Source organism: Muricauda sp. SCSIO 64092 (genome assembly GCF_023016285.1).
Classification (GTDB): Bacteria; Bacteroidota; Bacteroidia; order Flavobacteriales; family Flavobacteriaceae; genus Croceivirga.
The window spans coordinates 4,602,501-4,620,338 of sequence record NZ_CP095413.1 but is presented as its reverse complement, the minus strand read 5'-3'; the positions used below and the strand labels follow the sequence as shown (position 1 = coordinate 4,620,338).

Here is a 17,838-nt window from a genome sequence, read left to right as displayed (position 1 = left end):
AAATCATCATGAAAAAACACATCCTTTATTTTTTGGTTTTAATTATCGTAATGGGCCAAATGAACGAATTAAATGCCCAATTCAGAAGATACCCCGAACCTGTTCTTAGACACGCAGATGACGACGATGGAGCTGGCTTAGGTCCTGGTGATGGCAGGATTGTTGATAGATATGGGAATCCTGGATGCTGTGAAAGTAGCGGTGAATTCAATTTCACTTTAACCTTTTCAAGTTTCAACAATCTTCTAGCTCTTGAAAACAGAATGTTAGCTGCGCAGAAAGCAGCTTTGGATAGGTGGCTTAGAAAACAAGAAGAAACCTTTAGAAAAGAGATTAACCGCCAGATGGGGAAAAATTATTCCTCATTTTCTACTGCTCAAAAGGAGTTCTTCAAGTTTTATGAGGGAGGGAGGTATGGAAATAAAGGACCGGTGGAATTAGCGAATAAGCTGTCATTTAATAACTTTCGTTGGACTCAGGATGGACGAGAAAGAACAAAATCCGAAATAACAAAATATACAGTTTTAGATAACTGGATAGATTGCGGTTATTGTCAAGAGCTTGAGGGTTTCGCTTATGCCCAAGGCGATTTAGCTCAATACGATGTTGACACTGGCCCAGGCCCAAAGTTCTATGCAAAAGTAATTAGGGACGGTACTTTCAATTCATTTGGGAAAAAGCTATACGCAGCAGCTTTGAACAAAAAAAGAGCTGAAGGTTTGAAGGAAATGGCCCAAAACGATTATTTGTTAAATCGTATAAGTAAAATGAGGGTTGACGATTACAAAAAACGCGGTTGGCAAGATAGGGTATTTCTGATGAGCGCCTATTTGATAAATGCCAATATCTATTGCCCAAGCCCATATTTCACATGTTTACCTTCCCAACTCGCAAAGTATAAACCGCCCGTAATGTGGAGTGAAGACATTTTATACAAATGGGCCGAGGATTTTGGCCCAGAGATTCCCTTAAGTGCTTATGTTTTCAGCGAAGACTACGCCAACGAGCCCAACAGTTATTTTGTTAAGTTATATGGACACCCGAATTGGATTTATTATAAAAACAATATTGCAAGGACGAGAGTAGATGTCACACGAGCAATATTAGGCACTCCAGATGAGAACAAAATATGTAGCGGACTTAGATGGAGTGACATTGGAGATTCATTTTATACCACAATGACAAATCTTCGTTTAAAAGCAGTTCGTACTTTCCTTGGTTTTCCCGTGGGTTACGCAAACACAATATCCCTACCCAATATTTGTATTGAAATTCCAAATTTTGAAAGAATTAATGGTAAGAAGGTAAAGATACCTGATCATCGCGCGACCACAAGACTTAAGTCAGCCTGGTCAAGTGCTGTAGCTGCTATATCCGTTGATGAAGCCACTGCGGGGAGAGATTTGACCGATGCAGAATATGGCACAATTTTAATCAGAAATTTAAACATACTTTTACAGGAATTCAGGGTTGGTTCAACAGCTTCGGCAGGTCATTGTTCCGGCTCTAAGGTGTCGAATATAAAATTCTGTAAAGATTAGTGTTATCGATTTAATCATTTTAAAATCAAGATTTCCTAAGTTGTTCGGTATTTTAAACCAATATTATGGTTTGGAGTCCAATGCCCAAAGTGATATTGAAAGCTTAATTCTCGATAAAATTGGAAATAAAAACAATTATGAGAATTATTGGAAAAATGGGGTTCTTAAAACAATTAGCGAAAAAATTAAGAACGATGTCGAAGGTATAACTTTCGGATTTATTCCGAATTACGGAGGACAAGTATATTTATCACAAGATTTGGGTAATGGCTCATTTGACATTACCCAAATTCAATTTTATGTAAGCCTATTGCATAATATCTACACCATACAGATATTAGAAATTACAGAGACCAAAGAATTCCACCCAACATTAAAGGTCATTTTGCCAAAGCAACACCTAAAAGAGATTTGGGTTTCTCCTGAAAATCATATATATAAAAGTATATTCCTAAAAATTCAGAATACGTTAGAAGGGATTCTTGAAAAGCCTATTTTTCTTCCCCATAGTATTCAACAAATTGAGTTGAATAACCTAAAATTACCAAACCCATACAATTACCCATTGAATACGATTGGAAATGCATTTTTTAAAAAAATTCATCCCTTACATAGCGATGGTTGCAGGGTTTTTGGCAATGAAAATTATAAGATTGAAGAATTAATTTAGCTTTATATGAATTCATACTTGATAGCTGTTTTTTGCTTTTTCTCAATAATTGGGGTTCGTGCGCAGGACATTACAGATATTTGGATGCAAATTAAAATGCCTAATACAATAAGTTATCCTATTATCAACATTGTAGAGATAACCAATGACAGTGTTTTTTCCTATGAGTTTGACGAATTAAAGGACAAAGGCACGATTGATATTAGCAGGAAGAATATATTAGTCTTAAATGATTCCTTAAAAATTGATTATAAGTTTTATAACGAAAACAATTTTGAACTAACGAATTACGGCAAAAATCTCGAAGAAAATTATAAAGTTAGGTTCTCGAGGTTGACACCTACTATAGATAAAAATAATTTTGTTAATAGTCTTGAAAATAAAATTTACAAAATGGAGCTTCCCTACGACAGTGTATCATTTAAATTGGGTAGAGACTTATCTTCAGACGACCCTATTATCATCAAAAACCCGCCGATAGCTGCTGACTCAATCTGTCTGGAAAGATTTGGCAAAACATTCTTTTTGAGTTTTTATAATTCAAATAGTAGAATTTACGCTTTTCCAATAAGGGAAATAAAAAAGGATAGCTTTACAATTTATGGTATTCACGGTATTTATGACGAAATAGTGATAGAGCGAGTTCAATCTTGAATTACATAGATGAAAAAGGCAGACGGATTAGTTTGAAAAGTACACATGTAAGACTCAAAAACACTCTTTTGAAAAATACGGGGAGTATGGATAAAGCTGCTGAATGTGATTACTTTGGAAGACTTAATGGAATTGAAAATTCATTAATTTTTATAAAGAATTGCATATCGATAAGGTTCCGTATCTACTTATTGATTGATTCTGTCCTAGGGGATGAACTTAGATTAGAGCATTGGTGAAATCCATTTCTTGTCGTTCTATCTCAAAGGAGAAAGATTTCAGGTTATTCCCATTTATGAAATTACCGACAATAGCTTGACCGTTCATGGTTTAAATGAAAACAATGATATGAGCACTTTTTTAATCGAGAATTAAATTTGGGATTCTTAATGATGTCCGTATAGTAAAATATATTAAGCCCTTGGGAGAAAGGTCATTTAAAGTATAAGAGTTAGGTACTCGAAACCCTAAACCTTTCTAAATCCACTCTTCTAAGTTACGTAAAAACCCTACTTTTGGCCAAAATTGTTTGGGTTTGAGAAGACTGGCGTTCTTAATTTTCTCCTTTTCTTTTTTAGCAGTACTTGGCCAAGAACCTGAAGGAAGACAGATAAACATTGTCTATGGGGCCAATTTTACCAAAGACGAAGCTCAGTTCCCAGGGGCGTCAATATTCAGTAAGGATAATGAACGGCAAGTACAATTTGAACATCAAGGAGCTGACCTTTGGTGTGATGTTGCCATCTTCTATGCCCAGGAGAACAAATTAAAGGCCATTGGCAACGTTCGGTTGCAACAGGGGGATTCCATTGAAATGAACAGCGGCAAACTGGATTATGACGGAAACATAAAACTGGCCAGGGCCTGGGAAAATGTGGACCTTACGGACAGTCAAATGAAATTGACCACGGATACCCTATATTTTGATAGGGAAAAACAGCGTTCGTACTATAATTCGGGAGGAAAAGTGGTGGATTCCGTAAACACCTTGACGAGCATTATTGGTACCTATTTCATGGAAATCAAAAAGGTACAGTTCCAGGACAGTGTCCATATAGACAACCCGGATTATATCATTGACTCAGAGCAATTGCATTACTATAGGCAATCCAAGAATGCCTACATGTATGGTCCTTCGACCATAGTGGGCGAGGAATATACCATTTATTGTGAGCGGGGTTTTTATGACACCAAGATTGAACAGGGTTATGGTGTAAAAAACACCAAAATCAACTATAGTAATCGCATTATTGAAGGCGATAGCGTGTATTTTGATAAGCTTTCGTCCTTCGCCTCCGCAACCAACAACATCCGGGTAACGGATACCATAAATGATGGGGTCATTCGCGCACATTACGCCGAAGTTTTTAAAGATCGGGACTCTGTTTTTGCCACCAGAAGGGCCGTAGCCGTAAATTTGGTACAACAAGATTCACTTTACATACACGGGGATACCTTAATGGTAACCGGGCCCCCTGAGGACCGAAGGTTAAGGGCATTCAGAAATGCCAAATTTTTCAAGACCGATTTGAGTGGAAAGTGTGATTCCATTCATTCCTCGGAACGGACCGGGATAACCAAACTGGTCACCAATCCCATTCTTTGGAATATGGACAATCAAATGACTGGGGACAGTATCCATTTGATCAGTGATTTGGAAACCGAAAAATTGGACTCCCTACGCGTCATCGATAATGCATTCATCATTGCTTTTGATACCATTGGAAAACAAGGGTACAATCAAGCCAAGGGCAAGGATCTATTTGGTAAGTTTATTGAAAATGAACTAAAAATAGTGGACTTGATAAAGAATACAGAAGTCATCTATTATCTGTACAATGATGATAATGAACTCATTGGAATCGACAAAACCATTTGCAGTAAAATACGACTGGAAATGGCCAATAATGATATTGAGGACATTACATTCTTTATAGATCCAGAGGGCGATATTTATCCAGAGGAGGATTGGCCCTTTGATACCAAAAGGCTAAAGGGATTTATTTGGAGGGGCGATGAACAACTCAGGAACAAGGATGATATTTTTGATGAAGACGATAACAACATTGAACTGATCAGCATTAGAGGCATTGATGCACCCATTGATATTGATGCCGAAGAAGAGGAACGCAGTGGTGGTGGAAGTCCCCAACCCAAACTTAAACGGGCAAACAAGGAAGCGACAAAACCAAAAAAAATAGTTCAGGAAAAGTAGGAACATAATCACCCTGTACTTCCTACCTTCCCTTCCAGAACCTTCAATACACTGAATGGAAAACCTAGAGCAAGACTTCTTAAAATACCAGGCCCAAACCACAGCGCATCCTTTGGCCATGGAGGTATCCCATGCATCTGGCAGCTATATTTACGATACCCAAGGGGGTGCCCATTTGGATTTTGTGGCCGGAGTATCCGCCTGCAGTTTGGGGCATTGCCATCCCAAAGTCATCAGTGCCATTGAGGAACAGTCCAAACAGTATATGCACGTTATGGTTTATGGGGAATATATACAAGGGCCGGCTGTGGCTTACGCCAAATTGTTATCAACTTTGTTACCAAAACCATTGGAAACCACTTACTTGGTCAATTCGGGTACGGAAGCTATTGAAGGTGCCTTAAAATTGGCGCGAAGGGTTACCGGTCGGTCCCAGATCATAGCGGCGCATCATGCTTACCATGGAAATACGATGGGTAGTTTGAGTGTTATGGGATTTGAGGAACGTAAAAGTGCCTTTAGACCATTGCTACCGGATATTAGGTTCATTCAATTTAATGATGGGGATCAGTTGGCACATATAACCCGGAAGACCGCCGCAGTAATCTTGGAAACCATCCAGGGAGGAGCGGGATTTATACTTCCCCAAAACGGATATTTACAAAAAGTAAGGAAACGATGTGATGAGGTAGGGGCACTTTTAATTTTGGATGAAATACAACCCGGCTTTGGTAGGACGGGAAAACTTTTCGCCTTTGAGCACTTTGGGGCCGTTCCGGACATTCTGGTCATTGGCAAGGGAATGGCTTCAGGATTGCCATGTGGTGCATTTGTGGCGGCGTACCACCATATGGCCATGCTCAAAGAACATCCTAAACTCGGACATATAACGACTTTTGGGGGTAATCCTGTCATTGCTGCTGCCAGTTTGGCCACCTTAAAGGAATTGACTGAAAGTCAACTTATTCCGTCCACATTGGCCAAGGAAAACCTTTTTCGGTCACTTTTGGTACATCCTTTGATTAAGGAAATACGGGGTAAGGGATTGATGCTTGCCTTGATTTTTGATGATGCGAAAATCGCCAACGAACTTGTGCTTACGGCAGCCAGGGAACACTTGATTTTGTTCTGGCTTTTGTTTGAACCAAGGGCAGTAAGGATTTCCCCGCCATTGACCATTTCCGAAAGTGAAATTGAGCAGGGGTGTAAAAAAATCATCAAAATCTTAAATGAAATATAAAGACTGTTAACTACTTTGTTGATAACAAACCCAAATCCTGGACTGAATTCAGCTCATTTTACGGCTAATTTTAAGTCCATAGTAAAACCAAACCTGTTTCTATGGCGTTAGACCCTAGCGAAAACCCTGATAAATCCATAATCAAATTCGAATCAATGCTTAAGACGGATGACGTCTATTTTTTTGACGCGGAGGATTTTGAGGAGATTATCCATTACTATTTGAACCAAGGAAAAGTTGGCCTTGGAAAGAAAGCCATACAAATCGGTTTGCAACAGCATCCGCATTCCGCTGAATTGAAGTTGCTGAAGGTTGAGGTCCTGGTTTTTGAAGACCAATTTCAAAAAGCAGAAGGAATCCTTGACCAATTACAGGAAGTGGATGCCACTAACGAGGAAATCTACATTCAAAGGGCCAATATCCTGTCCAAGCAGGATAATCACCAGGGTGCCATACAAATGCTTTTGGAGGCACTGCACATGGCAAGTGATAGTTTTGATATTTATTCCCTCTTGGGAATGGAGCATCTCTTCCTGGAAAATTATGAAGAGGCCAAGCAATGTTTTATGAAGTGTGTGGAATATGATGAGACGGATTATTCCTCACTCTATAATGTAGTGTATTGTTTCGAGTTTTTGGAGGATTTTGAAGGGGCGATCCATTACCTAAATGATTACTTGGAACGCAATCCCTACTGCGAAGTGGCCTGGCACCAGTTGGGGAAAATGTATTGTTCCAAAGAAATGTACCAAGAAGCCCTCACCACCTTTGATTTTGCCATAATCTCGGATGATTCCTTCTTGGGGGCTTATTTTGAAAAGGGAAGGGTATTGGAAAATTTAGGCAAGCATAACGAGGCCATTGAATGTTATGAGACCACCATTTCCATGGATGACCCCACTTCCCACGCCTATTTAAGAATTGGAAAATGTCATGAAAAATTGGGCAATGACGAATTGGCCAAGTACTATTATTACAATACCGTACACGAGGATCCCCTATTGGACAAAGGTTGGCTAGCCATAACCGAGTACTATTTTAGGCTAAAGGACTATAAAAAAGCATTGAACTACATCAACAAAGCCATAAATATTGATGGAGAGAATCCGATGTATTGGAAAAAAAATGCGGAAATCTTTAGTATCCTGGAAAACTATGATGAAGCGGATTTTGCATATAAACAGACCGTGGAATTGGGGAATTATGAGTTGGATACCTGGAAAAACTGGGCCTCCATCCTCATTAAGTTGAAGGATTATGAATCCGCCCTGCAAGTTGTGCTTCAGGGTCTTGAATTTTATCCCGAAGATGCCAAACTGAACTATCAACTCCCAGGGCTATACCTCAAAACCGAAAATACCCCATTGGCCAAGGAAAAATTAGGTCTTGCTTTACAATTAAATCCAGGAAAATCTGTTTTATTTTTGCAACTGTACCCAGAATTCGAAAAATTAAAATGGGTGCAGGAAAGCATAAAAACCAATAAAAAGGCATCTACCTAACCATTCCCTAATTCTTGATGTATGGCTCGTAAGCTAATTGACTATACCATAGTTACCCTTAAAGGTATGGCTATGGGCGCCGCAGATGTGGTTCCTGGGGTTTCCGGGGGAACAATCGCTTTTATCTCTGGAATTTATGAAGAACTCATTACCTCCATAAACAATATCAAACCTTCTTTGATGACCGTTTGGCGAAAAGAGGGTTTCGGTGCACTTTGGAAAAAGCTTAATGGTAATTTTTTGGCATCCTTGTTTCTTGGCATTTTTATAAGCGTACTGAGTTTGGCCAAATTTCTTAGTTGGTTATTGGAGAATGAGCCGGTCCTGCTTTGGTCATTTTTCTTCGGCTTGGTTTTGGCCAGTATCTTTTTGGTGGGAAAGGAAATCAAAAAATGGAGCATTGCAACCATATTGATTGCAATAATAGGTACAGCCATTGCCTATTTTATTACCACACTACCGCCAAGTGAAAATGTGGATAGCCTTCCCTACCTATTTCTTTCCGGGGCCTTGGCTGTCTGTGCCATGATTCTCCCAGGTATCTCCGGTGCTTTTATCCTTGTGCTCCTGGGAAGTTATAAAACCATTTTGGACGCTGCCCACGAATGGGATTTCTTACTGGTCGGTACTGTTGCCATTGGCGCCATCTTTGGACTGTTGAGCTTCGCAAAGCTGCTTAAATGGATGTTCAAAAACTATCATAATGCTACTTTGGCCCTACTCACTGGTTTTATTATAGGTTCCCTAAACAAAATCTGGCCCTGGAAAAAGGTCTTGGAAACCAGGGTATTCGATGGAAAATCCATAGATGTCGATTTTCAGAACGTACTTCCCAATCAGTTTGATGGTGACCCACAGCTATTTGCATCAATTGGCCTAGCTATAGCGGGATTTTCACTTATTTTTATACTCGAAAGACTGGCCTCCAAGAAATAGCCGGTACTTTTTTCTATGCGCAAACCAAGAACGTTATGGGACAAGGTATATCTTGTCATCAAGGGACTTTTTATGGGAGCGGCCAATAAGGTTCCCGGGGTCTCAGGGGGAATTGTAGCCTTTGTCTGGGGGTTCTATGAAGAATTTATCTATTCCTTACAAAAGGTAAACCTAAAAGCACTGAAGTTACTTTTTAATGGGAGGTTCAAAGCGTTTTACCAATATACCAACGCCACATTTTTGATCCTGTTGATTGCTGGAATGTTAATCAGCTACTTTAGTGTTTCCAGGCTGTTGGACTTTTTTCTTGAAAAAAAGGAACTCTATGTTTGGGCCGCTTTTTTTGGAATGATCATTGGTTCCATTTACTACATTTCAAAAGACTTCAAGGGATGGAACAAAAAGACCATTGGCGCGGGCTTAATTGGACTCATTGTTGGGATTTCCATCAGCTTTTTAAGTCCGGCAACGGAAAACGACAACCTGATCTTCATTTTTTTCTGTGGTATCATCAGTGTTTCCGGGATGACCTTACCTGGGCTTTCAGGTTCCTTTATTCTGATCCTATTGGGAAACTATGTGCTGTTATTGGTGGATTCCGTCAACAGCTTATACGACACTTTCTCTGAAGTCTTTAACGGGGATTTTAGTTTTTTGAAGAACCAGGAACGTTTGAACATCCTGAAGATACTGGCCGTGTTTACATTGGGTTCTGCAACAGGTTTGGTCACTTTGTCCCATTTTTTAGGGTATTTGCTAAAACATCATAAAAAAGTGACCACCGCTATAATCATTGGTTTTATTACGGGTTCCCTGGGTGTCCTCTGGCCATGGAAAAAGACCATTTTTAAAACGGATACCTTTGGAACCGTCCTGCTGGATTCCAATAAGGACCCGATTATTTTGAACTATGAACGCTATTGGCCCAATATTTCGGATATGGACACTTGGGGTGCAATATTTTTTATCTTTTTTGGCATTTTTATATTATTGAGTTTGGATTGGTATGGAAGAAACCGAAAAACATAAATATCGATTTGGATTGGTCGGGAAAGGTATTTCGTATTCTTTCTCCAAAGTATATTTCACCAAAAAGTTTCAAGCACTGAACTTACGGGACCATAGCTATGAAAACTTTGATCTGGACGACCTTTCCCAATTCAAGAACGTTAGTGAACAAAAACACCTTAAGGGACTTAATGTTACCATTCCTTATAAGGAAGAAATCATACCCTATTTGCACCAACTGGATAGTGAGGCAAAAATAATAGGTGCCGTCAATACCATAAAATTTACAAAAGATGGATTGATAGGGTTCAATACCGATGCTTTTGGCTTTAAGGAATCCCTATACCCATTGCTAAAAGAACATCATAAAAAAGCTTTGGTCCTGGGCACCGGTGGAGCTTCCAAGGCCATTACCTTTGTTTTGGAGCAGTTGGGAATTGAATATCGATATGTTTCCAGGACCCCCTCAAGAGATCAATTGCACTATTCCCAGCTTAAAAAAAGCCATTTTAAGGAGTATCAATTGATTATAAACTGCAGTCCCGTGGGAACACATCCCCATAGCGATCAAAAACCGCAAATTCCCTATGTCCATTTGAATGAAACGCATATTTTGTTCGATTTGATTTACAACCCACCTGAAACAGCCTTTTTGTCCGAAGGAAAAAAAAGAGGGGCCACCATTAAAAATGGACTTTCAATGTTGGAACTGCAAGCAGAAAAAGCCTGGGGGATTTGGAATTCCCCATGAGTCAAAACCATCCAATCCTTAGTTTATTATCAAAATACGCCATAACTTAATCCAAAAGAAGAATCCTTACTTTTGTCTATGGTAGGTTTTCTTGTTAACTTACCGTATATCGCCATCAAGCTAACCTTTAAAGAACATCGTGATGGACAATGAAGAACAAAAACCACAGGAAACTGTTGGGGGGCAAACACAATCGGAAAATGTTGATCAGGAATTAGGGAATTCCACGCATGAAAATGACGCTGCCATAGTTTCTGAAAATCAAGGGGACTCCAAAGAAGCTTCTTCAGAAGAAGCTCAGGAGGAAATTGATCAGGAAAATGTTGATCAGAAATTAGAGGATTCCACCCATGAAAATGACGCTACCATAGTTTCTGAAAATCAAGGGGACTCCAAAGAAGCGCAGGAGGAAATTGACCAGAAAAATGTTGATCAGAAATTAGAGGATTCCACCCATGAAAATGACACTGCCGTAGTTTCTGAAAATCAAGGGGACTCCACGGAAGCTTCTTCAGAAGAAGCGCAGGAGGAAATTGATCAGGAAAATGCAGAAGATGCAGAAGATACGGACAACGAGAAAAGACACCATATTCCTTTTTTGGACTACCATGCCATGAGTATGGAAAACCTGGTAGGGGAACTGCAACGTTTGGTTAGGAATGAAAAGGTGCAGGCCATAAACAAACATATAAATTCAATTAAAAATGAATTTGACCTAAAATTCCAAGAGTTTATTGAGCATAAAAAGGAGGAGTTTGTAGCAGGTGGGGGCAATGAAATAGATTTTAGGTACAATTCCGTAACCAAAAGACAGTTCAATGAAGTGTATAAGGAATTCCGTGAAAAACGGGATACCTATTACAGGAACCTGGAACAGCAGTTAAAGCAGAATCTGCAAAATCGGTTGTTGCTCATTGAGGAGTTAAAAGGATTGGTGAATGTTGAGGAGGACATCAACACCACCTATAAGAATTTCAAGGAAATTCAGGAGAAATGGCGCAATGCAGGACCTATTCCCCGCAACAATTACAATGATGTTTGGCGCACCTATCACCACCACGTAGAGATTTTTTATGATTTTCTTCATCTGAATCGGGAATTACGTGACCTCGACTTCAAACATAATCTTGAGGAAAAACTAAAATTGATCGAACGGGCCGAGGCCTTACAACAAGAATCCGATTTAGGAAAGGCGTTCAGGGAACTCCAAACCTTACATAAGATTTGGAAAGAAGAAATAGGCCCCGTTTCCAAGGAACAAAGGGAAGAAATATGGGAACGCTTCAGTGCGGCCACAAAAGCCATGCACTTACGCAGACAGCAGCATTTTGCAGCTTTGGAGGCCAATTATGAAAATAACCTTGAAAAAAAGAATGAAATCATTGCCCAAATTCAGGAAGTAGCCGGGAACGTCGCAAAAAACCATAGGGAAATCCAAGCCCAAATCAAACAGGTAGAGGAACTAAGGGAAAGCTTTTTTAAAGCAGGCAAAGTTCCCCAAAAGTCCAATGAAGAAACCTGGGCGAAGTTTAAGGAAGCGGTAAGGGAATTCAATCGAAATAAAAATACCTTTTACAAGGAACTTAAAAACGAACAACACCATAACCTTGAGAAAAAGCGTAAACTTTTGGAGATTGCCCAAACCTTAAAGGACAGCGATGATTATGAAGTGGCCACTCCGGAAATGAAACGTATCCAGAACGAATGGAAAAAAATTGGCCATGTCCCAAGAAAATATTCGGACAAGATTTGGAATGAATTTAAGGATGCCTGCAACCATTATTTCAATCGCCTCCATTCCCAGAGGAACGCTACCCAAAAAACGGAGTATGCCAATTATGAGGCCAAAAACAGTTGCTTGGAACGGTTAAAAAGGTTCCAATTGAGTGGGGATAAGCAGAAAGATTTACCAAAAATCAAGGACTATATCGCAGAATGGAAGTCCATAGGACATGTGCCGTACAATAAAAGACATATTAACGGAAAGTTCAATAAAATAATTGATGCCCTTTTCAAAAAATTGGACGTCAGTAGGCAAGAGTCCGAACTTTTAAAATATGGGGACAAAATAAAACAACTCGCAAAAGCGGATAATAACGAAAGGGCCATCAGCAATGAACGTGCCTTTATAAGAAAAAAGATTGATGAGAGCAAAAGCGAAATCCGCCAGTTGGAAAACAACCTTTTGTTTTTTTCAAATGCTTCAGAGGGCAGTCCTTTGGTAAAGGAAGTCCATAATAACATTGCTAGACACAAAGAATCCCTGGAGACCTGGAAAGCCAAGTTGAAGAACCTGAATATTATGGAGAACAAATTGGTAAAAGGGGAATTTGATGGTGAAAGCGCCGACGAGGAGGAATAGATTTCATTTTTTTTAGATGAAAATCCTGCTTCCAATTATGGTCAACTCGGTCAACAAAGTGGAAGTGGCCCGTATTTCCAAGAAGCAGTTTCCGGGGGTGCAGGTCTATTCTGATTTCTTTTTTCGGCTGCCCTCGTACATCTCATAGAACACCAGTCTGGATTCCAATTTGCCGTTAAATACCTTGACCTTTTTGGAAGGGCGCAACCCTACATATTTTAAGGCTTCCGTATTGGAGGTAATAAACCAAGCATTGGTATTTGGATAATGCCGTTTTAAGGTATCCCCCAGCTTTCCATAGAAAGTGGGGATATCAACATTCAATCGTTCCCCATACGGAGGATTGAACACCATATGTAGGGGTCCGCTATTGGGTTTTTCCGTCCTAAAAAAATCCTTTCGCTCTATCGTCACGTATTCCGATAGATTTGCATGTTGTACATTTTCAATGGTTTTTCGGACCGCTGATGGTGCTTTATCATACCCCAAAATCCTATGGTGAAAATCGCGTGTCCTGTTCAAACTGGATTCCACAATTTTTTGGAACAATTCCTGGTCAAAATCATTCCAGTTCATAAAGGCATAGTGATCGCGATTGATATTTGCCGGAATATTGCAGGCAATCATGGCGGCCTCTATCAGTAATGTCCCGCTACCACACATGGGATCCAAAAAATGTGTTCTACCATCCCAGCCACTCATTAAAAGTAAACCCGCTGCCAGCACCTCATTAATAGGGGCAATATTCACCGCCTTCCTGTAGCCCCTTTGATGCAGGGAATTTCCTGAACTGTCCAGGGAAACCGTGCAAAATGTATCCTGAATATGAATATTGATTCGCACATGGGCGTACTGCGAATCCACATTGGGACGTTGTAGGCCCATCGCCCTAAATTTATCCACAAGGGCATCTTTGGCTTTTAAGGAAACAAACATGGAGTTTTTAAAAACCTCGGTATGCATGGTTGTATCAAAAGCAAAGGTCCTGTCCGGTTTAAAAATCGAAGGCCAATCCATCTGGTACAGTTCCCTATAGAATTGTTTTTCATTGGTAACCTTGAATTTATGTAGGGGCTTGAACACTTTTAGGGCCGTTCGCAAGCACAAATTGGCCTTGTACATAAAACCGGTATCCCCCTCAAAGGTGACCATACGATTACCCTCCCTGACATTACTGGCCCCAAGGTTTCTCAACTCTTTGGCCAGTAAGGGTTCAAAACCAAACAACGTCTTGGCCAACATTTTAAAATTACCTCCCATATCCATATCCTGAATGTTCCAAAAATAGGGTAATTTTAAGGCTTCAACACCTACCTAATACATGAATTACCTAATACTTGTACTTACCGTACTTGCAAGCTACGGGCTAGTACTATTGACCAAACCAAGGAAACAAACCAATATAAAGCTCTTACTGGCTTTTAGTGGGGCCTTTTTATTGGCACTTACTTTTTTTGAATTGGTTCCCGAAGTCTACAGTAAAGGAAATCCAAAAACCAATACCCTATTCATATTGATTGGGGTCTTACTTCAGCTCTTCCTTGAGTTTTTCTCCAAAGGTGCCGAACATGGTCATATGCATTGGCAACTGGACAAAAATCAATTTCCAACGATATTGTTCATCAGTCTATCACTGCACGCCCTAATTGAAGGGATACCCATTTCTGGGGAAAACGGAATCCTCTATGGAATACTGGTGCACAAAATACCCGTGGCCATTATTCTTTCCATGTTTTTGGTGAACTCCAAATTGAACCGGGGTTTGACTATCATTTTTATACTGCTATTTGCCCTTATGACCCCTTTGGGTAGTTATTTGGCCTCGGAAACTACCTTTATTTCGACCTACAAAACCCAGATGGTGGCATTGGTGGTTGGGGTCTTTCTTCACATTTCCACAGTTATTCTTTTTGAAAGCGCCAAAGGGCATTCGTTTGACCTCAAAAAGCTTATAGTGGTCATCTTGGGATTTGGAATTGCCTATTTTTTATAAATGCGGGTAGTATGGTTTTCGAAAAGGGCTTTTTGTTCCATAATCAGGTTAAATTGCCGTAACTTCAAAAGACTTTCGGTATTTCTGGTATTGGTGAGAATATATCCATGTGGATGTTTCGCTAAATAATCTTCCAATTCCTTTAGGGTATGTACCACCGTAAAGGTACGGTTGAAGTGAAATGGAAATGCACTATCAAAACGCTGATATACCACTACATCAGAATTTTCCCCAATGATTTTCGAAGCCAAAACCGTTGGGCTTTTCATTGTGAACATAGGATAAATCACACCAAACAATACAAGGCCCATGAAACCCCATCCCAGGGCAATACTTAAAATCATTCTCTTGTATGCCGCTTTCTTAAAAAAGAACCCTGCAAAAAGAGAGGTAATGGTCAAAACGGAAAGTAAAAAGGCGACCCATCGTACTTCATGGAGTGTTTTTTCCAGGTTCAAGGCCATATAACCTCCTATGGGCAGCAAAATAGAAATGAAAATCAAAAAAAACACACTGTACTTGAGCGATTTAAATGGGGGCTTATTAGTACCTACTTCCCTTAAGAACCGCGCAATGATAATGGCAATAAAAGGATAACATGGCATGGGATAGTTGGGCAGCTTTGTACTCGCCACACTAAAGAATGTAATGGTGACCAGGGAAACTACAGCCGCAAATAACTGAAAATCATTTTGCTTCCTTTCCCTCCACGCTTTGGAAAAAGCCTGAATTAAAAAAATTGAAAAAGGAAGCATTCCCAAAAAAACAAAAAGTGGGGTCAGGAGAAAAAGCCCACCATGTCCTTCTTTTCCGGAATTAAAGCGATTTATGTTGTGGTCCAAAAAGAATCCCTTTGTCCATTCCCCATTGGTAGCCTCATGAACGAGATAATACCAAGGTATGGCTATCGTTAATGACAACAACACACCTAAAATGGGCCTGAAGGCCATGACATTTTTAAAATTGAGCGCCCTTTTCAAGATTAGAAAAAGAAAAACCGATAGTCCAGGAAGCACAATGGCAACGGGACCTTTGGTCAAAATGCCCAAACCTATGCCCGTATAGGCCCATAGAAGCCATTTTTTATTGCCCGAATCATAAAACTCGTAAAAGCAGAACAGCGCAGATGAAACGAAGAAAATCAGATAAGGGTCAGGTACCGCCAAATGAAACTCCTGCACAAAAAACAACGATGATGATAAAATGACCACACTCAAAGAAGCCGATTGAAAACCCAACTGTTTTCTGGCAAAAAGGAAAGTGACCAATATGGTGAGTGCCCCAAAAACCCCGGAAAAAAAACGAGCCCCAAATGCGGATATTCCAAACAGTTCATAGCCAAGGGCCATAAAATAATAATGCAATGGTGGTTTGTCGGTACGTAGCGCTCCATTAAAAAAGGGAACGATATAATCGCCATTTACATACATTTCCCGTGCAGCTTCCGCATTTCGTGCTTCATCCAAAATATAGACGGGATACCATCCTATAAAAGAGGTACAGATGAACAAAGCGCTAAGGAAAACAATCCATGAAGCATACTTTTCCAAGAAAGCCATGGGACCAACTAATAATTAAATAACTGCCTTACAGCATTTTGGGTGTGCCTAATCCAAATCTTATAATCTGTTTGCAATTGCCGGGCATGCCATTTTTTGGGGTTTGACTTAATATACAGATAGGCAATTATGGATGATGCCACTCCAAATAACATTCCAAAATACACGTCCATATACCAATGTTGGAAAAGGTATATTCTGGAAAAACCTACCAAAAGACCAACCATTAGAAGTACCCATGACGCCACTTTGTTCCTGGCAAGAATGGCAAAAAAGGACACCAAAAAGAATATGGTGGCGGTGTGACCAGAGGGAAACGTATTCACATGACGCATTTTCACACCATCGACCAACGAAATCAGATTTAGCATATCCAAATACTTAAAATAGAGGTAGGGACGTAATTCGTCATGATATATCCCCTTTTTAAAGAGAACAACCATAAAAACCTGAATAAGAAAAGCCAGTAGAAAAATCGCTAACCATTTGAACCGGAATCGGAGCACTAGCAATAGGGCAAAAACAACCGTAATGGTATGTCCAAGGGCACTGGACTTAACAAAAAACATATCCCAAAATGGTGTTCGAAATCCATTCACCATAATCATGAAGTCAATGCTATCCACAAACAAAAAGGGAACCAGCACCGCAAAAGCGAGGAAAAAAGGAGCTAACCTGTCGAAAACCAATCGCATCACAATAAGGTTTACTACAAAATTATGATGCATCGATCTTCAAGGATGGCGAAAGGAATTAAGTATTTTTTAAATAATCCTTTCCAAAATATAAGGATTAATCCACTGTAACTTTTTTGAAATATTGGGTTAATGGTCCTTTAATATAATCACTCAATTATAGTACAAACCATAAGCCAGTGGCTTATTGCCCCGCCCAACACAAAAAAATGCCAAATTAAATGGTTAAAGGGAATCTTTTTAGTGGCATAAAAAAGTATCCCTATGGTATAGAAGGCTCCTCCAAGGGCCAGAAAGAGCAGTTCAGTTTTGGAAGTGTTCTCCATTAAATACCCCAAATCAATGACGATCAACCATCCCATGACCCCGTAAAGCAACAAGGAAAACACTTCGAACTTTCCTGTAAAGAATAGTTTAAGAAAAGTTCCAAAAACAGCAATGCCCCATACAAGGCAAAGCAGTAGAAAACCTCGGGAACCCTCCAATATCCAAAGACATACAGGTGTGTATGTCCCGGCAATGAGATAGTAGATGCTGATATGATCCAATACCCGAAGCTTCCTTTTTAAACTGGGATTTTGGACACTATGGTACCAAGTGGAGGCCGAAAAGAGTAAGATTACTGAAACACCGTAAATTAAAACTGGCCAAAATTGACGGGTCCCAATTTGTTTGTCCAAAAGGAAAAGCATCCCCAACACGCCTAGCACAA

15 protein-coding genes (1 of these 15 cut by a window edge) are annotated in these 17,838 nt (G+C 39.8%); 11 read left to right on the top strand and 4 right to left on the bottom strand.

Annotated features, from left to right (window positions below; translation table 11 throughout):
- Nucleotides 1–8 precede the first annotated feature (8 nt).
- The 10 genes from L0P88_RS19195 (at nucleotide 9) to L0P88_RS19150 (ending at nucleotide 12,879) form a co-directional block, all read left to right on the top strand.
- On the top strand, nucleotides 9–1,541 hold the full coding sequence (locus L0P88_RS19195; protein ID WP_247131506.1) for a hypothetical protein: 1,533 nt from the start codon (nucleotides 9–11) through the stop codon (nucleotides 1,539–1,541).
- Between the two features lie 40 nt (nucleotides 1,542–1,581).
- Nucleotides 1,582–2,211 (top strand): hypothetical protein, encoded by a 630-nt coding sequence (locus tag L0P88_RS19190; RefSeq protein WP_247131505.1) that lies wholly within the window; start codon nucleotides 1,582–1,584, stop codon nucleotides 2,209–2,211.
- Nucleotides 2,212–2,217: 6 nt separating this feature from the next.
- Complete coding sequence (locus tag L0P88_RS19185; RefSeq protein ID WP_247131504.1) at nucleotides 2,218–2,865, top strand: hypothetical protein; 648 nt, start codon at nucleotides 2,218–2,220, stop codon at nucleotides 2,863–2,865.
- Between the two features lie 544 nt (nucleotides 2,866–3,409).
- Nucleotides 3,410–5,080, top strand: coding sequence for an OstA-like protein (locus L0P88_RS19180; RefSeq protein WP_247134903.1), 1,671 nt, complete (start codon nucleotides 3,410–3,412; stop codon nucleotides 5,078–5,080).
- Nucleotides 5,081–5,135: 55 nt separating this feature from the next.
- Nucleotides 5,136–6,320, top strand: a complete 1,185-nt coding sequence (locus L0P88_RS19175; protein ID WP_247131503.1) for an aspartate aminotransferase family protein — start codon at nucleotides 5,136–5,138, stop codon at nucleotides 6,318–6,320.
- Between the two features lie 101 nt (nucleotides 6,321–6,421).
- Nucleotides 6,422–7,822, top strand: coding sequence for a tetratricopeptide repeat protein (locus tag L0P88_RS19170; protein WP_247131502.1), 1,401 nt, complete (start codon nucleotides 6,422–6,424; stop codon nucleotides 7,820–7,822).
- 21 nt (nucleotides 7,823–7,843) lie between these two features.
- Nucleotides 7,844–8,758 (top strand): DUF368 domain-containing protein, encoded by a 915-nt coding sequence (locus L0P88_RS19165; RefSeq protein ID WP_247131501.1) that lies wholly within the window; start codon nucleotides 7,844–7,846, stop codon nucleotides 8,756–8,758.
- A 15-nt stretch (nucleotides 8,759–8,773) separates the two neighbouring features.
- Complete coding sequence (locus L0P88_RS19160; RefSeq protein ID WP_247131500.1) at nucleotides 8,774–9,787, top strand: DUF368 domain-containing protein; 1,014 nt, start codon at nucleotides 8,774–8,776, stop codon at nucleotides 9,785–9,787.
- The gene (locus tag L0P88_RS19155; RefSeq protein ID WP_247131499.1) at nucleotides 9,765–10,517 is read left to right on the top strand and encodes a shikimate dehydrogenase family protein; all 753 of its coding nucleotides are present in this window, start codon (nucleotides 9,765–9,767) and stop codon (nucleotides 10,515–10,517) included. The genes L0P88_RS19160 and L0P88_RS19155 overlap by 23 nt, the downstream gene beginning before the upstream one ends.
- Nucleotides 10,518–10,659: 142 nt before the next feature.
- A complete protein-coding gene (locus L0P88_RS19150; RefSeq protein WP_247131498.1) occupies nucleotides 10,660–12,879 on the top strand; it encodes a DUF349 domain-containing protein in 2,220 nt (739 codons plus the stop codon).
- 105 nt (nucleotides 12,880–12,984) lie between these two features.
- Here L0P88_RS19150 and L0P88_RS19145 read toward each other — a convergent pair whose 3' ends face one another.
- Nucleotides 12,985–14,139 carry a class I SAM-dependent RNA methyltransferase gene (locus L0P88_RS19145; RefSeq protein ID WP_247131497.1) on the bottom strand — a complete coding sequence of 385 codons (1,155 nt, stop codon included), beginning with the start codon at nucleotides 14,137–14,139 and terminating at the stop codon, nucleotides 12,985–12,987.
- A gap of 61 nt (nucleotides 14,140–14,200) precedes the next feature.
- On the opposite strand from L0P88_RS19145, the gene L0P88_RS19140 reads away from it, so the two are divergent.
- A complete protein-coding gene (locus L0P88_RS19140) occupies nucleotides 14,201–14,872 on the top strand; it encodes a ZIP family metal transporter (RefSeq protein WP_247131496.1) in 672 nt (223 codons plus the stop codon).
- Here L0P88_RS19140 and L0P88_RS19135 read toward each other — a convergent pair.
- The 3 genes from L0P88_RS19135 to trhA all read right to left on the bottom strand — a co-directional run.
- Complete coding sequence (locus tag L0P88_RS19135) at nucleotides 14,860–16,431, bottom strand: ArnT family glycosyltransferase (protein ID WP_247131495.1); 1,572 nt, start codon at nucleotides 16,429–16,431, stop codon at nucleotides 14,860–14,862. The genes L0P88_RS19140 and L0P88_RS19135 overlap by 13 nt on opposite strands.
- Before the next feature lie 8 nt (nucleotides 16,432–16,439).
- Nucleotides 16,440–17,126, bottom strand: coding sequence for a phosphatase PAP2 family protein (locus L0P88_RS19130; RefSeq protein WP_247131494.1), 687 nt, complete (start codon nucleotides 17,124–17,126; stop codon nucleotides 16,440–16,442).
- Nucleotides 17,127–17,275: 149 nt separating this feature from the next.
- Nucleotides 17,276–17,838: the 3' portion of a PAQR family membrane homeostasis protein TrhA gene (gene trhA / locus L0P88_RS19125; protein ID WP_247131493.1), read on the bottom strand. Its footprint extends 70 nt past the window's final position; only the last 563 of its 633 coding nucleotides appear in the window; its start codon lies beyond the right edge, outside the window — the gene reads right to left on this strand; the stop codon is at nucleotides 17,276–17,278.